The organism is Erythrobacter sp. HKB08 (assembly GCF_004114695.1).
Taxonomy (GTDB): Bacteria; Pseudomonadota; Alphaproteobacteria; order Sphingomonadales; family Sphingomonadaceae; genus Parerythrobacter_A.
The window spans coordinates 2401642-2416778 of record NZ_CP035310.1; the positions used below are offsets into that span (position 1 = coordinate 2401642).

Here is a 15137-nt window from a genome sequence, read left to right on the forward strand (position 1 = left end):
CCAATGCGCGGGGCCGATGCTAGGCGCGCGCCAGCTTTGCCGGGGTGACTCAAACTCATCCGGAACGGCGGGGCAAAAGCATCGTTATTTTCCGGACCCTAGAGGACGAGAGACGCGTGGAGATTTCCGCCGGTATTCAGGCTAGCCTGGCAGGGCGCTATGCCTCGGCATTGTTCGACCTTGCCTCCGAGAACGGCACGGTCACCGCTGTCGAATCGGATCTCGACAAGCTGGATGCAGCGCTCGCCGAATCGGCCGAGCTGCGCGCAGCCACGACCAACCCCGAACTGAGCCGCAAGGCGCAGGGGTCGGCCATGGCAGGCGTCGCGACGCATCTCGGCCTGAGCGAGCTGACCAAGAACTTCCTCGGCGTTCTGTCGCAGAACCGCCGCCTGTCGCACCTTGGCGACATCATCCGCGCATTCCGCACCATCGCCGCTGCACAGCGCGGCGAAGTGACGGCCGAAGTCACCAGCGCCCACGCGCTGACCGACGAACAGCTCGCGACGCTCAAGCAGAAGCTGACGCAGCGCGAAGGCCGCACGGTGAAACTGCAATCCAAGGTCGACCCCGATCTGCTGGGCGGCCTCGTCGTAACCATTGGATCGAAGCGCATCGACGGCTCGATCCGCACCCGTTTGAATTCCCTCGCGAACGCGATGAAAGGCTAAATGATGGAAATCCGCGCCGCAGAAATCTCCAAGGTCATCAAGGACCAGATCGCCGGTTTCGGCACCGAAGCCGAAGTCAGCGAAGTCGGCTCCGTTCTCTCGGTGGGTGACGGCATCGCCCGCATCCACGGCCTCGACAAGGTCCAGGCCGGTGAGATGGTCGAATTCGCCAACGGTGTTCAGGGCATGGCCCTCAACCTCGAAGCCGACAACGTCGGTGTCGTGATCTTCGGCTCGGACGCCGAGATCAAGGAAGGCGACAGCGTCAAGCGCACCGAGACCATCGTGGACGTCCCCGTCGGCAAGGGCCTGCTCGGCCGCGTCGTCGACGCACTGGGCAACCCGATCGACGGCAAGGGCCCGATCGAAACGACCGAGCGTCGCCGCGTCGAAGTCAAGGCTCCGGGCATCATCCCGCGTGAGTCGGTTTCGGAGCCGGTGCAGTCGGGCCTCAAGGCGATCGACGCGCTCGTTCCCGTCGGCCGTGGCCAGCGCGAACTCATCATCGGCGACCGCCAGACCGGTAAGTCGGCTGTCGCGATCGATACCTTCATCAACCAGAAGGAAGCGAACGCAGGCGACGACGAGAGCAAGAAGCTCTACTGCGTCTATGTCGCCGTCGGCCAGAAGCGTTCGACCGTCGCGCAGATCGTCAAGAGCCTCGAAGAAAACGGCGCGATGGAATACTCCATCGTCGTCGCCGCTACCGCTTCGGAGCCCGCTCCGCTGCAGTACCTCGCGCCCTACACCGGCTGCGCGATGGGCGAATTCTTCCGCGACAACGGCATGCACGCCGTCATCTGCTACGACGACCTTTCCAAGCAGGCCGTCGCCTACCGCCAGATGTCGCTGCTGCTGCGTCGTCCTCCGGGCCGCGAAGCTTACCCGGGCGACGTCTTCTACCTGCACAGCCGCCTGCTCGAGCGCGCGGCGAAGATGAACGGCGACAACGGCGGCGGCTCGCTGACCGCACTCCCGATCATCGAAACGCAGGCGGGTGACGTCTCGGCCTACATTCCGACCAACGTGATCTCGATCACCGACGGCCAGATCTTCCTCGAAACCGACCTGTTCTACCAGGGCATCCGTCCGGCGATTAACGTCGGCCTGTCGGTCAGCCGCGTCGGCGGTGCCGCACAGACCAAGGCGATGAAGAAGGTCTCGGGCTCGATGAAGCTCGACCTCGCGCAGTACCGCGAGATGGCCGCCTTCGCCCAGTTCGGTTCGGACCTCGACCCTGCAACGCAGAAGCTGCTCAACCGCGGTGCGCGCCTGACCGAGCTGCTCAAGCAGCCGCAGTTCTCGCCGATGCCGTTCGAAGAGCAGACCGTGTCGATCTTCGCGGGTACCAACGGCTACATCGACAGCGTCGATGTGAACCGCGTGACCGAATACGAAGCCGCCATGCTGAGCTTCATGCGCAACGAACACGCCGACGTGCTCAAGGAAATCCGCGACACCGGCAAGTTCGAGGACGACACCAAGGCCAAGGTCGTCGCTGCACTCGACGCTTTCGCCAAGCAGTTCGCCTGAGACCCAAGAGAGTAGCTAGGGAGCCGTCATGGCCTCGCTGAAAGAACTCAAGGGCCGGATCAACTCGGTCAAATCGACCCAGAAGATCACCAAGGCCAAGCAGATGGTCGCTGCGGCCAAGCTGCGCCGTGCGCAGGCCAATGCCGAAGCCGCCCGCCCCTATGCCGAGCGCCTTGGCGCCGTCATGGGCTCGCTGGCGGCCAAGGTCGGCGGCAGCGACAGCGCGCCCAAGCTCATGGCCGGTACCGGCTCGAACCAGCGCCACCTGCTGGTCGTGGTCAACACCGACAAGGGCCTGTGCGGCGGTCTCAACTCGAACATCGTCAAGGAAGCCAAGCTCCAGGCGAAGAAGCTGATCGCTGAAGGCAAGGACGTGCAGTTCTTCCTCGTCGGCAAGAAGGGCCGCGCGCCGATCAAGCGCGAGTTCGAAAGCCGCATCGGCAAGCAGTTCGACACCAGCGCGGTGAAGAACCTCGACTATGCGACCGCCGAAGAGATCGCCGACGAACTCATCGCGATGTTCGACGACGGCAAGTTCGACGTCGCGCATCTCGTCTTCCCGATCTTCCAGTCGGCGCTGGTCCAGAATCCGACCACGCAGCAGCTGATCCCCGTCCCTGCCCCGGAAAATGCCGAGAGCACCGACGCGGTCGTCGAATACGAGCCGGGCGAAGAGGAAATCCTCGAGGAACTGGCTCCGCGTTACGTCAAGACGCAGATCTTCGGTGCATTGCTCGAGCGTGAAGCGTCCGAGCAGGGTGCGTCGATGACCGCGATGGACAACGCCACGCGCAACGCCGGCGACCTGATCAACAAGCTGACCATCCAGTACAACCGCAGCCGCCAGGCCGCGATCACCACCGAACTCATCGAAATCATCGCTGGTGCGGAAGCACTGTAGCGACAACCAGAAACTGGGCGCAGAAGCGCTCTAAGGCAAAGGCAAGGAAACGAACATGGCCACCGCCCCCGTCCTCAACCAGACCACCAACGGCACCATCAGCCAGGTCATCGGCGCTGTCGTCGACGTGACCTTCGAAGGCGAACTGCCGGCAATTCTTACCGCGCTCGAAACGAAGAACGGCGAAAACACGCTCGTTCTCGAAGTCGCGCAGCACCTCGGCGAGAACACCGTCCGCACCATCGCGATGGATGCGACCGAAGGTCTCGTCCGCGGCCAGGAAGTGGTCAACACCGGTTCGCAGATCTCGGTCCCGGTCGGCCCCAAGACGCTCGGCCGCATCATGAACGTCGTCGGCGAAGCGATCGACGAGCGTGGCCCGATCGGCGCGGACATGACCGCACCGATCCACGCGGAAGCCCCGCTGTTCGTCGACCAGTCGACCGAAGCCAGCATTCTCGTCACCGGCATCAAGGTGATCGACCTTCTCGCGCCTTATGCGAAGGGTGGTAAGATCGGCCTGTTCGGCGGCGCAGGCGTCGGCAAGACCGTTCTCATCCAGGAACTCATCAACAACATCGCGAAGGGCCACGGTGGTGTGTCCGTCTTCGCCGGTGTCGGTGAGCGTACCCGTGAAGGTAACGACCTCTACCACGAGTTCCTCGACGCAGGCGTTATCGCCAAGGACGCCGACGGCAACGCCACCTCGGAAGGTTCCAAGGTTGCACTCGTCTTCGGCCAGATGAACGAGCCTCCGGGCGCGCGTGCACGCGTCGCTCTCTCGGGCCTGACCATGGCTGAATATTTCCGCGACCAGGAAGGCCAGGACGTCCTGTTCTTCGTCGACAACATCTTCCGCTTCACCCAGGCGGGTTCGGAAGTGTCGGCACTCCTCGGCCGTATTCCTTCGGCAGTGGGCTACCAGCCGACCCTGTCGACCGACATGGGTAACCTGCAGGAACGCATTACCTCGACCACCAAGGGTTCGATTACCTCGGTCCAGGCCATCTACGTTCCCGCGGACGACCTTACCGACCCGGCACCGGCAACCTCGTTCGCCCACTTGGACGCAACGACCACGCTGTCGCGCGCCATTTCGGAGCTCGGCATCTACCCGGCGGTCGACCCGCTGGACTCGACCAGCCGGGTCCTCGAGCCGCGCGTCGTCGGCACCGAGCACTACGAGACTGCTCGCCGCGTCCAGGAAATCCTGCAGAAGTACAAGTCGCTGCAGGACATCATCGCCATTCTCGGCATGGACGAGCTGAGCGAGGAAGATAAGCTGACCGTGGCCCGTGCCCGCAAGATCCAGCGCTTCCTGTCGCAGCCGTTCCACGTGGCCGAGGTCTTCACCAACATCCCGGGCGAGTTCGTCCAGCTCGAAGACACGATCAAGTCGTTCAAGGCTGTCGTCGACGGCGAATACGACCACCTGCCGGAAGCAGCCTTCTACATGGTCGGCGGCATCGACCAGGCGGTCGCCAAGGCCAAGAAGCTCGCCGAGGAAGCGTAAGAACCGATGGCTCTCCACTTCGAACTCGTCACGCCGGCCAAGCTGGTCCGTTCGGAAGACGTCCACATGGTGGTCGTCCCCGGCACGGAAGGCGAATTCGGCGTGCTGGAGGGCCATGCGCCCTTCATGTCGACGATCCGCGACGGTGCGGTGCAGGTCTACAAGACCGAAGGCTCCGCCCCCGAGACGATCGAAGTCCGCGGCGGCTTTGCCGAAGTCGGCGAAAACGGCCTGACGGTGCTCGCGGAGCACGTCGAAGCCTGATCCGGGCTCACATAGCTGATAAAGAAAAGGGCGGCCCCACGGGTCGCCCTTTTTCGTTCGGCAGCAGTCTTCGGAAGTCTAGGCGGCCTTCGCGTCCTGACCCGCCTGCGCGTCCCTCAACGCGCCGAGCAGCTGCTCGGCACCGTCGTATTCGTGCAGGGTAAAATCCTTCACCGAGGGATGAAGCTGCCGGCGGAATTCGAGGCCGAGCCAACCGTCCGCGCTCCAGCGGACATGGGCGACCGCGCTCGCCAGGCCGCACAAGCGCACCAGCACGGCTTCACCGTCGCCGAGGTCCATGTTCGGAGCCTGGAGCAATACGCCGTCGATAGAAATATCGACCAGCATCACGGAATGCACCTTCCCGCGAGCGAACAGCTCTACCGGAACATGCGTCTCATCTCTTTTCTGGCTGCGTCGTTCCAACGATCTTCACCCACAATCCAATTGCCGAATTGCGCCCGTGAAGCCGTGCTAACGCTCACAAGTTAACAACTTGCCTCCATTCCATTAACTGTCCGAGGTATACGCAGCTCGAAGCCCGCCAAGCATCTGGAATACGGTCGTTTCGCGCGAATTCGCTCAACTCGTCGAAGCTCTTGCACCGCTCGGATGCTTAATGGCGTATCGACCATGCCCGTTAGGTCGAAATTAAGTCTCGAAAGCCAGTTTTTCCGCCACAGGGGGCTGAAAACGGAGCGAGAAACGATGCCATATCCCCCACATGAAAATATCGCCTCGCGCATCAAGCGCGCCGGGCTTCCCGAAAGCTACGATGTCCACTGGTCCAAGACGCGCAAGGAAGAAGTCGTGCGCGCCGTTCGCGACCAGCTGATCACTTTCGATGAGGCCCGCTGGCGGTACCTGCTCAGCCGCTCGGAATTCGAGAGCTGGGAACGAGAGGTCGCAAGGAAAAAGACAACCGAAGGTAAAGACCTCGAACTGACCTGAGCCGCTGGTCCCGGCTCACCAAACGTCATTTCGGCTGGTCTTCTACCCGCAAGCCGTCCGGCTTCACCGCCTTCCCTTGCCCCCTGTTCGGGTCGGTGCGTGAAAGTCGGGCGGCTTGTCCTTCACCCAGTCGACGAATTTCGCCAGCGCCTCGTTCTCGAGCAAGGGCGCCCGGTCGCCATCGAGCCTGGCAAGCTGGGCATTGGTGAAATTGGCATGGATCGCCTTGTGGCAGATCGGATGCACAGGGACGGTATCGCGCCCCTTCTTCGATTTCGGAACGACGTGATGATGCTGCACCCTGCGACCCAACGGGCGGTGGCACAACCAACAGGCTTGAATTTCCTTCAAGGCGCCAGACCTAGCTAATCCCGACAAATTGCGTAAGCTCCCAAAGCGAGGGGAGGACGCGATGGCGAAGCTCAAGGCCTACCATTTACCGGGGCGATGGGGATTGCCAACGGTCAGTCCGTTCTGCCTCAAGCTCGACGCCTTTCTTCGCATGACAGGGATCGAGCACGATTCCATCACGGCAGCGACGCCTTTCGGAGGACCGAAGAAAAAGGCCCCATGGATCGAATACGGCGGCCGGATCATCGGCGATTCCACCCTGATTATCGACTTCCTCAAGGAAGAATACGAGGTCGATCCCGATGCGCACCTGACCCCGCAACAAAAAGCGACATCCGTCACCATCCAGCGACTGATCGAAGAAAACCTCTACTGGGCGATGGTCTACGATCGCTGGCGCAGAGATGAGAACTGGCCGATCCTGAAGTCATCGGTCCTTGGCGACATACCGGCGCCGTTGCGAACCGTCCTGGCACCCTATGCCCGTCGTGCGGTCCGCAAGCAGCTCGAAGGGCATGGACTGGGCCTGCACAATCCCGAGGACATCGAAGCAATCGCGCGCAAGGATATAGATGCCTTGGCTGCCTTGCTCGGCGAAGGCCCGTGGTTCTTCGGCGCCAAGCCGAGCATGGCCGATGCCACGGTCTATTCGCTACTCGCAAATATCCTCTGGGTGCCCTTCGTCAGCCCGATGAAAGCGATGATCGAAGGCCACCCGAACCTGGTCTCATGGCTCGAACGCTTCAAGGCGGAGTATTTCGCGAAAGGCTGAAGAAGCCTCAGCCCTTCTTCTCCGCCGCCTTCTTCTTTTTCATCGCATCGTGGAAGCGGTCGGCCCAGCCCGGCTTCACCAGCTGTTCCGCGCGCACCATGCGAAGTTCGCCATCGGCCACGTCGCGGCTCACCGCGCTGCCTGCTGCGACGATCGCGTCCGCGCCGATCTTGACCGGGGCAATGAGCGCGCTGTTGGAGCCGATGAATGCGCGCGGGCCGATCTCGGTCTTGTACTTGAAGTAGCCGTCGTAATTGCAGGTGATCGTGCCGGCGCCGATATTGGCCCCTGCCCCGACCGTCGCATCTCCGAGATAGGTCAGGTGATTGGCCTTCGCGCCCTCGCCCAGCACGGCCTTCTTCATTTCGACGAAATTGCCGACCTTGGAACCGCGCTCCATTACCGCGCCGGGGCGCAGGCGGGCGTATGGGCCGACTTCGCAGCCTTCACCCACGCTCGCTCCCTCGAGGTGGCTGAAAGCGCGGATTTTCGCGCCATCGGCGACTTTGACGCCGGGGCCGAACACGACGTGCGGCTCGATCGTCACGTCGCGGCCGATCTCGGTGTCGTAACTGAAGAAGACGGTTTCAGGCGCCTTGAGCGTGGCGCCTTCGGCCATGGCTTCCTCGCGGCGGTATTCCTGCCACTGCGCCTCGGCCTGCGCGAGTTCGGCGCGGCTGTTGATACCGGCAACCTCGTCAGGATCGTCGGTCGTCACGGCTGCACAAGTGCGCCCGTCGGCAATCGCGATATTGACGATGTCCGGGAGGTAATACTCTCCCTGCGCATTGTCGTTGCCCACGCGGTCGAGCAGCGCCCATAGATCCGCCGCCTTGGCCGCCATCAGGCCGGAATTGCACAGGCGGCAGGCGCGCTCGTCGTCGCTCGCATCCTTGAATTCGACCATCTTGGAGATGCGCCCGGCATCGTCGGCAATCACCCGGCCATAGGCGAGCGCATCGTCCGGCTCGAAGGCGAGGACCACTGCAGCCGGCTCGTCGCCCTCGTGCAGCCGGTCGAGCATTGCCTGCATGGTCTGGGGGCGCACGAAAGGCACGTCGCCATACATGATCAGCACATCGCCCGAGAACTGGCCCAGCGGCCCCTGCGCCTGCTGCACTGCATGTCCGGTGCCAAGCTGCGGCTCCTGCAGGCAGGTGCTCGCCCGTTCGCCCAGCGCTTCTTCCAGCTGTTCGCGCCCCGCGCCGACCACGACGACCTTGTGCGCGGGCGAGAGTGCATCGACCGAGGCCATCAGGTGGTCGATCATCGCCCGGCCCGCGATCGGGTGCAGCACCTTGTGCAGGTCGGACTTCATGCGGGTGCCCTTGCCCGCGGCGAGGATGACGGCTGCGAATTCTCTCATGCTCACGCCCTTGGCAGCAAACTGTTGCAGTTTCCATAGCAAGCGGGCAGTCCGCCCGACATGGCCGATTTTTCCTTCGACGCCATCGGGTTCGACCTCGACGGCACGCTTCTCGACACTTTCCGCGATCTCGGATGCGCGGTGAACCACGCGCTCGAACTGGGCGGTTTCGATCCCGTCCCGGTCGACAGCAGCAAGGACCTGATCGGCGGCGGGGCGAAGATCATGCTGGCCCGCGCGGTCGACCAGCAGGGCGGCATGCCGGAAGACGAGTTCCGCAAGCTCTACAAGGCGATGCTGGCCTATTATTCGGAGAACAACGCGGTCCATTCGCGCCCCTTCGACGGCGCGCTCGAAACGCTCGACATGCTCGCCTCGCGCGGGGTCACCATGGCGGTCGTGACCAACAAGTTCGAAGAATTCGCCACCTCGATCCTCGCCCAGGTCGGGATTGCCGATCGCTTCGTGACGATCATCGGCGGCAACAGCCTCGGCAAGGGGGCGGACGGCAAGTATCTCGCCAAGCCCGCTCCCGATCCGGTGATCGAGGCGCAGAAGCGTTGCGGCGGCGGGCGCTTCGCCTTCGTCGGCGACAGCACTTACGACGTTGCCGCCGCGCGCGGGGCCCAGGTGCCGGTCGTGGTCGCGGCTTACGGCTATTGCGACAAGCCGCCGCACGAGCTCGGCGGGGATGCAGTGATCGATTCGCTGCCGGGCCTCATTCCTGCCCTCGAAGGCCTGTAAGCGGCGGGCTGCCCCTACGGCATGGCGCGATGCCATGCATACGGTTGCAAGGCGCGCAGGAAAGTGCCAACCCGCCCTCACATTTACGTCAACGTAAGGCCGCAGGCGGCCACATCAGGAGGACACCTTCATGAGCATCGACTTCAAGGACAAGGTAGCCATCGTCACCGGCGCTGGCGGCGGTCTGGGCCGTGAGTATGCACTCGAACTCGGTCGCCGCGGCGCAAAGGTCGTCGTCAACGACCTCGGCGGTTCGCGCGACGGCACCGGCACTTCGGACATGGCCGCGCAGGTCGTCGAGGAAATCGAAAAGGCCGGCGGCGAAGCGATCGCCAACGGCGCATCGGTCACCGAATACGACCAGATGGAAAAGATGGTCGCCGACGCCAAGCAGAAGTGGGGCGGCGTTCACATCCTGATCAACAACGCGGGCGTCCTGCGCGACAAGACCTTCGCCAAGATGGAACCGGCCGACTTCGAATTCGTCGTCAAGGTCCACCTGACCGGTTCGGCCATGGCCACAAAGGCGTGCTGGGAAACCATGCGCGAGCAGGCCTATGGCCGTATCCTTATGACCGCATCCTCGACCGGCCTGTTCGGCAACTTCGGCCAGGCAAACTACGGCGCGGCAAAGCTCGGCCTCGCAGGCCTGACCAAGACGCTCCAGCTCGAAGGCGCGAAGTACAACATCAAGGTCAACACGCTCTCGCCGGTCGCCGGCACGCGCATGACCGAAGATCTCTTCCCGGAAGAGGCCTTCAAGCTGTTCGATCCGGTGAACGTCGTTCCGGCCGCACTCTTCCTCGTCAGCGAAGATGCGCCGACCAATGCGATCGTCGGTGCCGGTGCAGGCGGCTACCACAGCGCATGGACTGTCATGAACGACGCCGTCTGGCTGCCGGAAGACCAGCGCACGGTCGAAGGTTTCGCCGAGAACTGGGACAAGATCTCCGACTTCTCGAACCTGATCGCCCCGCAGAGCGGCAGCGAGCAGTCGGGCTCGATCCTCAAGGCGATGCAGAAGGTGCTCGGCGACTCGGTTCCGACCAGCACCCGTGGGTAATCCACATACTGTATTGACACACTAACACACTGGGCGTACCCCGACCCTTCCACAGGGGAGGAGTACGCCCATGTATACAGAAGACGACCTGCGCACTGCGGTCGCGACCGGAGCGATCACCGCCGAAGCGGCAGATGCGCTGCGCAATTCGGTCCGCGTCTCGCGCGAGGCGCCTGCCGGCGATGAAGAACATTTCCGGCTGATCAACAGTTTCAACGACATTTTCGTCACCATCGCCGCAATCCTGCTGCTCGTCGCGATGGCGGGTATCGGTCAGGCGATCACGCCCAACCTCAACGGCCCGCCGCCCTTCTCGGGGCTGCTCGTGGCAGGCGCCGCCTGGGGCATGGCGGAATTCTTCACTCGCAAGCGCCGCATGGCCCTGCCCAGCATCGTCCTGCTGCTCGCTTTCGTCGGCGGGGTTTTCGTCACCCAGCTCGGCACGATCGTGATGCTGTTCGAAGGCGACAATTTCGGCAACGAGAATGCCCGGCTCGCAGGCCTCCTGCTGTCGGCTTCCGCGCTGATCACGGCGGGTGCCGCCTGGCTGCACTGGCGCCGCTTCATGGTGCCGATCACCATCGCCGCCGGTGCCGGCGCAGTCGCCGTCACCGTCATCGCGCTGGTCGTGACTGCCATCGGCCCCAAGCAGATCGACAATCCGCAGGACATCGTGATGCCGCTGGTCTTCATCCTCGGCCTCGCGATCTTCGGCTTCGCGATGCGCTGGGACACGAGCGACCGCGAGCGCCAGACGCGCCGCAGCGACGTGGCCTTCTGGCTGCACCTGCTCGCCGCGCCGATGATCGCGCATCCGATCTTCCACACGCTCGGCGTGACGGAAGGCAGCACGATCGGCTTCGGCGGGGCTTTCGCAGTGCTCGGCGTCTATGTGCTGTTCGGCATCATCGCCCTTGCGATCGACCGCCGCGCGCTGCTGGTCTCTGCCCTCGCCTATGTGCTGGTGGCGCTGACCTTCCTGTTCGACCGCTTCGGTGCCGTCGAGCTGAACGTCGCGCTGACCGCACTGGTCATCGGCTCCGCCCTGCTCATGCTGAGCGCTTTCTGGAGCCCGATCCGCCGTGTGGTCGTGCACCAGCTGCCCGAGACGCTGCAGGCCCGCCTGCCGATCTCCGCACCCCTGAGCGCCTGATCCACAGGCCAAGCGCCGGGTATTGACCCGGTTCGAGACCCCCGCGCATAACGCGCGGGGGTTTTCCTTTGGGGGTCGCAATCATGAAAATCGAAGCACTCGCCCTGCGCGCCGCGCAGTCGCTTCAAAGCAACGCGCCATGCTGATGCGTTCCAGCCGCGGGCTGGCCATGCTCGCCTTCCGTTCGCGCCTCGTGCAGATCGCTGGCTGGGCATTCATCGCCGCCTCGCTCGTGCAGCTCGCGGTGACGGCCTACATCATGTTCCGGCCCCCGCCGCCGATCATCGTTACGGCCGGTGGCGGTAGTCCGGAGCCCAATTGGATGGTGTTCCTGCCCGGCATCGTCGGATTGGTATGGTTGGCAAGCGCCATGTTCCTCTCGATCTCACTGCTTATCTGGATCTACCGCGCGCATTCGAACCTGTCGGAACAAGGCGTCGAGATGGACTATGGCGCAGGATGGGCTGTGGGCAGCTACTTCATCCCCTTCGTCAATCTCGTCGTGCCTTTCCGCGCCATGCGGGAACTGCACAATCGCAGCCAGGGCGAGATCCCCGAACACGCGCATTCCGGTGTCGAGGACGTCGCGGCGTGGTGGACGGCCTATCTCGTCGCCATCGCGGTGCAAACCGCGCTGATCTTCAAGCTGTTCGTCAATGTCTTCACGAATCTCATCCTCTACACGCCGGTGTGGATGGAGTTCGCGATGGGGGGATTTGCCACGCTTCTGCTGGCCGGCGCGACGTTCCTGCTGCTTAAGCTGGTCAGGTCGATCACCGCCGCGCAATCGGATTCGATGCACGTCGGCGCGACCTTCGAATAGCGCCTAGTCGTCGACCGCCTTCACGAGGCGCCGCTCCATCGGGGCGAGCACATTGAGCAAGTCGTGGCCGCGTTTCAGCACCTGGCCGTGCTCGCCGAACAGCGTCCACATGCCCTGCCGGTTGCGCAGCGCAGGCCGCTTCTCGACGCGGGCCTGCGGGCGCTCGGCCGTGCGGCGGAAGGCCGCGAACGTGGCGCAATCCTTGGTGAAATCCATCGCGTAGTCGCGCCATTCGCCGGCGGCGACCATGCGGCCGTATAAATCGAGAATGCGCTGGAGTTCCTCGCGGTCGAAACCGACCTGCCCGGCCTTGCCGCCGGGAAAGGGAACGACCGTACCGAGCGGCGAGCCGCCCATTCCTGACGCCATCAGCTATCCGTCCCGCTTTTCTTGACCGGCTCGGACGAGGATTTGAGAGCCTCGACCTCGGCGCGCAACCGGGCGAGCTCCGCCTCAACGCCTTCGAGCTTGCGATTGCTCGACGCGATCTGGTCCTCGCACGGTTCGTCGCACGGCGTTCCGTAGGGAATGAACTCGCGGATCCATTCCTCTGCAGGAACAAGCGTGGAGCGGGCCTTGAGGCCGATCATCGTGGCGCCTTCCGGCACTTCGTCGGTCACTACGGCATTGGCACCGATGCGTGCGCGCTTGCCCACCGTGATAGGCCCGATGACCTGTGCGCCCGAGCCGATGATGACATTGTCGCCGATGGTCGGGTGACGCTTGCCGCCGATGCCGCTGGTTGGATTGGTCCCGCCCAAGGTGACGCATTGGTAGATCGTTACGTCGTCGCCGATCTCGGCAGTCTCGCCGATGACGGTGAAACCGTGGTCGATGAAGAAACGCTTCCCGATCTTCGCGCCCGGATGGATGTCGATCGCGGTCAGGAAGCGGGAAATGTGGTTGATCAGCCGCGCGAGGAAATAGAGCTTCGCTTCGAACAGCCAGTGCGCGATGCGGTGAAAGCCGAGCGCCCAGACTCCCGGATAGAGCATCACTTCCCAGCGCGATCGCGGCGCGGGATCGCGGGCGCGGACCGAGTCCAGATAGGCCTTCAGCCGTGCAAACATGGGGTTATCCTCCCATTTTCGGCCGCCTAGAGCAAGCGACCCTGTTCCGGACCCTGCAATGCATCCAGCGCATCGCGCCAGACGGAAAGCGTTGCCGGCACCTTTCGTTCGAGGCTCAGCCGGTCGATTATCGCCACGAGGCGCTCGATATCGGCGAAGCTGCGCGAGGTGCGCGGTACGAGATAGGTAAGTGCCCCTTCGCCGAGCGCAAGACCGCGCTGTGCCGCATGGCTTTCAATCAGTTCGGCGATCATGTCGTCGTCGGGTGCGCCGATTTCGAGCGGCAGCGCCGCGCCGAGGCGGCTCCTGAGGTCGGGAAGCGCAATATTCCAGCTGTCCTCGCCCTTAATCAGCAGCAGCGGCGTACCGTCCTCCTGGGCGCGGTTCCAGCGGTGGAACAGCGCCGTCTCGTCTTGCAGGTGCGCATCGTCGATCGTCTCGCCCGCCCCTTGCGCGGCGAACCACTTTCCCAGCAGCGATTTTCCCGAGCGCGCCGGTCCGCCGAGGATCGCGGTGCGGAACGGCCAGTTCGCCGGATCGCGCAGCGCCTCGACGACCGCGATATTCGCATTGCCGACGACGATACGGCCCGGGTCGGAATCGGACTGGAATTCGAGCGGCAGGACGATCTGCGTCATCGCAGGAGGCCTATCGGCTGATGGCGAGCGCGTTGCTGCCCTGGTTGACCGTGAAGCCCCTGCCACGCAGCGCCGCGGCCAGTTCGGCTAGCGAACCGCCATAGCTCACGCGCATCACCGAGGTTCCGCCGATCGCGAGGCTGCTCGTCGCCGCACCGCGCACGCCGGGGGTCGCCCGGACCGCGGCGAGCGTTGCATCGATCGCGCCCGCATCGGGACTGGCGAACTGCACAACGTAGGAGTTGACCACCGCAACCGTCGGCGCCGGGGTCGGGGTAGCGGTACCGTTCACGCCCTCGCCCGTGCCTTCACCCGCAGCTGCCTCGCGAGCCGCGCGTTCACGTGCTTCGACCGCTCGGCCGAGTTCGATAAGGCGCTGGAGCGTCGGATCGGTATCCTGCAACGAGACACTGAGCGTCGTATCGGGCTTGAGCTTCCCTTCGGACAGCGCATTGCCGAACATCGTATCGAACCGCGCCACCGCCTGCTCGAGCATGGCCGGAAGCTGCTGCTGGCTTGCCGCGGTCAGCGTGAAGCTGCCGAGATAGGTGTTATCGGGGCCGTAACGGCCGGTAAACGTCCCGTCGATCGGACCGCCGGGATAGCGATAGCTGAGCCGCGCAATCGGTACGAGGACATCGGCAGCCTCGAATTCGTCGAGCACGTTGCGCCACCACAGGCGGCTGCGCCGGCCGGTCTGGCCGTAGGTGACAAGCAGGGAATCGCCATTGGCACCCGACGGGCGGACATAGTCGATCCGGCTCGATCCCGGATTGAACTCGGCCCAGGCGCGCTGCCAGGGATTGCGCTGCTCGTAGACCATCTGCGTGCCGCCGCTGATCGTCACGGGCACGAGCAGCATGGGGGCGGAACGCGCGCGCTGGGATTCGCCGCCGAGATAGCGCCCGGCGCGCGTACGGTCGAAGATCACCCCGAGCCTGGCGATATAGCGCCGCGGCCCGATGCGTTCCTGCTCGATCACTACTGCCGAAACGAGACCGGAAAGCTGGTTGTCCGGAAGCGAAGGCCCATCGAGCTTTTCCCAGGCAAGCTTCTGCGCCTCGCGCCAGCCTTTTTCCCGCGCGTCCTGCGCGTTGTCGCCCTTCACATTCACTTCGATGCCGGTCACTTCGTAGTCGCTGCTGCTGGCGACCGGGGCGATGCCGCGCGGACCCTCGATCTGTGCGACCAGCCGGGTGCTCGCCCAGACCAACATGATGAGGACGACAAGGCCTACACTCGCAAGAGCGAGGAGGCGGCGCGGGCGGGTCGAGAGGGCGGGAAAAAGTGTCATCGGGGAAAACTCGCAGCCTTTTGCCGAATG

The 15137-nt window shown here is 63.9% G+C and carries 18 protein-coding genes; 11 read left to right on the forward strand and 7 right to left on the reverse strand.

Going from position 1 to position 15137, the window contains the following annotated elements; genetic code table 11:
- Nucleotides 1-116 precede the first annotated feature (116 nt).
- From EO245_RS11605 to EO245_RS11625, 5 genes are read left to right on the forward strand one after another with little or no spacing between them, the layout of a single operon-like run.
- Nucleotides 117-671 (forward strand): F0F1 ATP synthase subunit delta, encoded by a 555-nt coding sequence (locus tag EO245_RS11605; protein WP_128893078.1) that lies wholly within the window; start codon nt 117-119, stop codon nt 669-671.
- Between the two features lie 3 nt (nt 672-674).
- Nucleotides 675-2204, forward strand: coding sequence for a F0F1 ATP synthase subunit alpha (gene atpA / locus EO245_RS11610; protein WP_128893560.1), 1530 nt, complete (start codon nt 675-677; stop codon nt 2202-2204).
- Nucleotides 2205-2232: 28 nt separating this feature from the next.
- On the forward strand, nt 2233-3105 hold the full coding sequence (locus EO245_RS11615) for a F0F1 ATP synthase subunit gamma (RefSeq protein ID WP_128893079.1): 873 nt from the start codon (nt 2233-2235) through the stop codon (nt 3103-3105).
- Between the two features lie 55 nt (nt 3106-3160).
- Entirely contained in the window at nt 3161-4618 is a 1458-nt protein-coding gene (atpD, locus tag EO245_RS11620; RefSeq protein WP_128893080.1) for a F0F1 ATP synthase subunit beta, read from the forward strand.
- Nucleotides 4619-4624: 6 nt separating this feature from the next.
- On the forward strand, nt 4625-4882 hold the full coding sequence (locus EO245_RS11625) for an ATP synthase F1 subunit epsilon (RefSeq protein WP_128893081.1): 258 nt from the start codon (nt 4625-4627) through the stop codon (nt 4880-4882).
- Nucleotides 4883-4960: 78 nt separating this feature from the next.
- On the opposite strand, the gene EO245_RS11630 is transcribed toward EO245_RS11625, so the two are convergent.
- Entirely contained in the window at nt 4961-5308 is a 348-nt protein-coding gene (locus EO245_RS11630) for a PilZ domain-containing protein (protein WP_128893082.1), read from the reverse strand.
- A 282-nt stretch (nt 5309-5590) separates the two neighbouring features.
- On the opposite strand from EO245_RS11630, the gene EO245_RS11635 reads away from it, so the two are divergent.
- Nucleotides 5591-5833, forward strand: a complete 243-nt coding sequence (locus EO245_RS11635) for a DUF1153 domain-containing protein (protein WP_128893083.1) — start codon at nt 5591-5593, stop codon at nt 5831-5833.
- A gap of 63 nt (nt 5834-5896) precedes the next feature.
- Here EO245_RS11635 and EO245_RS11640 read toward each other — a convergent pair whose 3' ends face one another.
- Nucleotides 5897-6145 (reverse strand): HNH endonuclease, encoded by a 249-nt coding sequence (locus EO245_RS11640; protein WP_370246157.1) that lies wholly within the window; start codon nt 6143-6145, stop codon nt 5897-5899.
- Nucleotides 6146-6245: 100 nt separating this feature from the next.
- Here EO245_RS11640 and EO245_RS11645 point away from each other — a divergent pair, with 100 nt between their 5' ends.
- On the forward strand, nt 6246-6956 hold the full coding sequence (locus tag EO245_RS11645) for a glutathione S-transferase family protein (protein ID WP_128893085.1): 711 nt from the start codon (nt 6246-6248) through the stop codon (nt 6954-6956).
- A gap of 7 nt (nt 6957-6963) precedes the next feature.
- On the opposite strand, the gene glmU is transcribed toward EO245_RS11645, so the two are convergent.
- The gene (gene glmU, locus EO245_RS11650) at nt 6964-8322 is read right to left on the reverse strand and encodes a bifunctional UDP-N-acetylglucosamine diphosphorylase/glucosamine-1-phosphate N-acetyltransferase GlmU (protein ID WP_128893561.1); all 1359 of its coding nucleotides are present in this window, start codon (nt 8320-8322) and stop codon (nt 6964-6966) included.
- 60 nt (nt 8323-8382) lie between these two features.
- On the opposite strand from glmU, the gene EO245_RS11655 reads away from it, so the two are divergent.
- The 4 genes from EO245_RS11655 to EO245_RS11670 all read left to right on the forward strand — a co-directional run bounded on the left by EO245_RS11655 (nt 8383) and on the right by EO245_RS11670 (nt 12105).
- On the forward strand, nt 8383-9066 hold the full coding sequence (locus EO245_RS11655) for an HAD hydrolase-like protein (protein ID WP_128893086.1): 684 nt from the start codon (nt 8383-8385) through the stop codon (nt 9064-9066).
- Between the two features lie 130 nt (nt 9067-9196).
- Complete coding sequence (locus EO245_RS11660) at nt 9197-10129, forward strand: SDR family NAD(P)-dependent oxidoreductase (RefSeq protein WP_128893087.1); 933 nt, start codon at nt 9197-9199, stop codon at nt 10127-10129.
- 70 nt (nt 10130-10199) lie between these two features.
- Complete coding sequence (locus EO245_RS11665; protein ID WP_128893088.1) at nt 10200-11282, forward strand: hypothetical protein; 1083 nt, start codon at nt 10200-10202, stop codon at nt 11280-11282.
- 139 nt (nt 11283-11421) lie between these two features.
- Entirely contained in the window at nt 11422-12105 is a 684-nt protein-coding gene (locus tag EO245_RS11670) for a DUF4328 domain-containing protein (RefSeq protein WP_128893089.1), read from the forward strand.
- Between the two features lie 3 nt (nt 12106-12108).
- Here EO245_RS11670 and EO245_RS11675 read toward each other — a convergent pair whose 3' ends face one another.
- Genes EO245_RS11675 through EO245_RS11690 form a run of 4 tightly spaced genes read right to left on the reverse strand, consistent with a single transcriptional unit; the run spans nt 12109 to nt 15107 of the window.
- On the reverse strand, nt 12109-12474 hold the full coding sequence (locus EO245_RS11675) for a DUF2794 domain-containing protein (protein WP_164931316.1): 366 nt from the start codon (nt 12472-12474) through the stop codon (nt 12109-12111).
- Nucleotides 12474-13175, reverse strand: coding sequence for a serine O-acetyltransferase EpsC (epsC, locus tag EO245_RS11680; RefSeq protein WP_128893090.1), 702 nt, complete (start codon nt 13173-13175; stop codon nt 12474-12476). The genes EO245_RS11675 and epsC overlap by 1 nt, the downstream gene beginning before the upstream one ends.
- A 26-nt stretch (nt 13176-13201) precedes the next feature.
- Nucleotides 13202-13813, reverse strand: coding sequence for an ATPase (locus EO245_RS11685; protein ID WP_128893091.1), 612 nt, complete (start codon nt 13811-13813; stop codon nt 13202-13204).
- Nucleotides 13814-13823: 10 nt separating this feature from the next.
- Nucleotides 13824-15107 carry a heavy-metal-associated domain-containing protein gene (locus tag EO245_RS11690; RefSeq protein WP_234026889.1) on the reverse strand — a complete coding sequence of 428 codons (1284 nt, stop codon included), beginning with the start codon at nt 15105-15107 and terminating at the stop codon, nt 13824-13826.
- Nucleotides 15108-15137: the final 30 nt, after the last annotated feature.

Coding starts and splice junctions, on each gene's coding strand:
- EO245_RS11660 (WP_128893087.1), top strand. CDS start 9,197: ATGAGCATCGACTTCAAGGACAAGGTAGCCATCGTCACCGGCGCTGGC.
- EO245_RS11615 (WP_128893079.1), top strand. CDS start 2,233: ATGGCCTCGCTGAAAGAACTCAAGGGCCGGATCAACTCGGTCAAATCG.
- epsC (WP_128893090.1), bottom strand. CDS start 13,175: ATGTTTGCACGGCTGAAGGCCTATCTGGACTCGGTCCGCGCCCGCGAT.
- glmU (WP_128893561.1), bottom strand. CDS start 8,322: ATGAGAGAATTCGCAGCCGTCATCCTCGCCGCGGGCAAGGGCACCCGC.
- EO245_RS11625 (WP_128893081.1), top strand. CDS start 4,625: ATGGCTCTCCACTTCGAACTCGTCACGCCGGCCAAGCTGGTCCGTTCG.
- EO245_RS11690 (WP_234026889.1), bottom strand. CDS start 15,107: ATGACACTTTTTCCCGCCCTCTCGACCCGCCCGCGCCGCCTCCTCGCT.
- EO245_RS11670 (WP_128893089.1), top strand. CDS start 11,422: ATGCTGATGCGTTCCAGCCGCGGGCTGGCCATGCTCGCCTTCCGTTCG.
- EO245_RS11655 (WP_128893086.1), top strand. CDS start 8,383: ATGGCCGATTTTTCCTTCGACGCCATCGGGTTCGACCTCGACGGCACG.
- atpA (WP_128893560.1), top strand. CDS start 675: ATGGAAATCCGCGCCGCAGAAATCTCCAAGGTCATCAAGGACCAGATC.
- EO245_RS11645 (WP_128893085.1), top strand. CDS start 6,246: ATGGCGAAGCTCAAGGCCTACCATTTACCGGGGCGATGGGGATTGCCA.
- EO245_RS11635 (WP_128893083.1), top strand. CDS start 5,591: ATGCCATATCCCCCACATGAAAATATCGCCTCGCGCATCAAGCGCGCC.
- EO245_RS11685 (WP_128893091.1), bottom strand. CDS start 13,813: ATGACGCAGATCGTCCTGCCGCTCGAATTCCAGTCCGATTCCGACCCG.
- atpD (WP_128893080.1), top strand. CDS start 3,161: ATGGCCACCGCCCCCGTCCTCAACCAGACCACCAACGGCACCATCAGC.
- EO245_RS11665 (WP_128893088.1), top strand. CDS start 10,200: ATGTATACAGAAGACGACCTGCGCACTGCGGTCGCGACCGGAGCGATC.
- EO245_RS11675 (WP_164931316.1), bottom strand. CDS start 12,474: ATGGCGTCAGGAATGGGCGGCTCGCCGCTCGGTACGGTCGTTCCCTTT.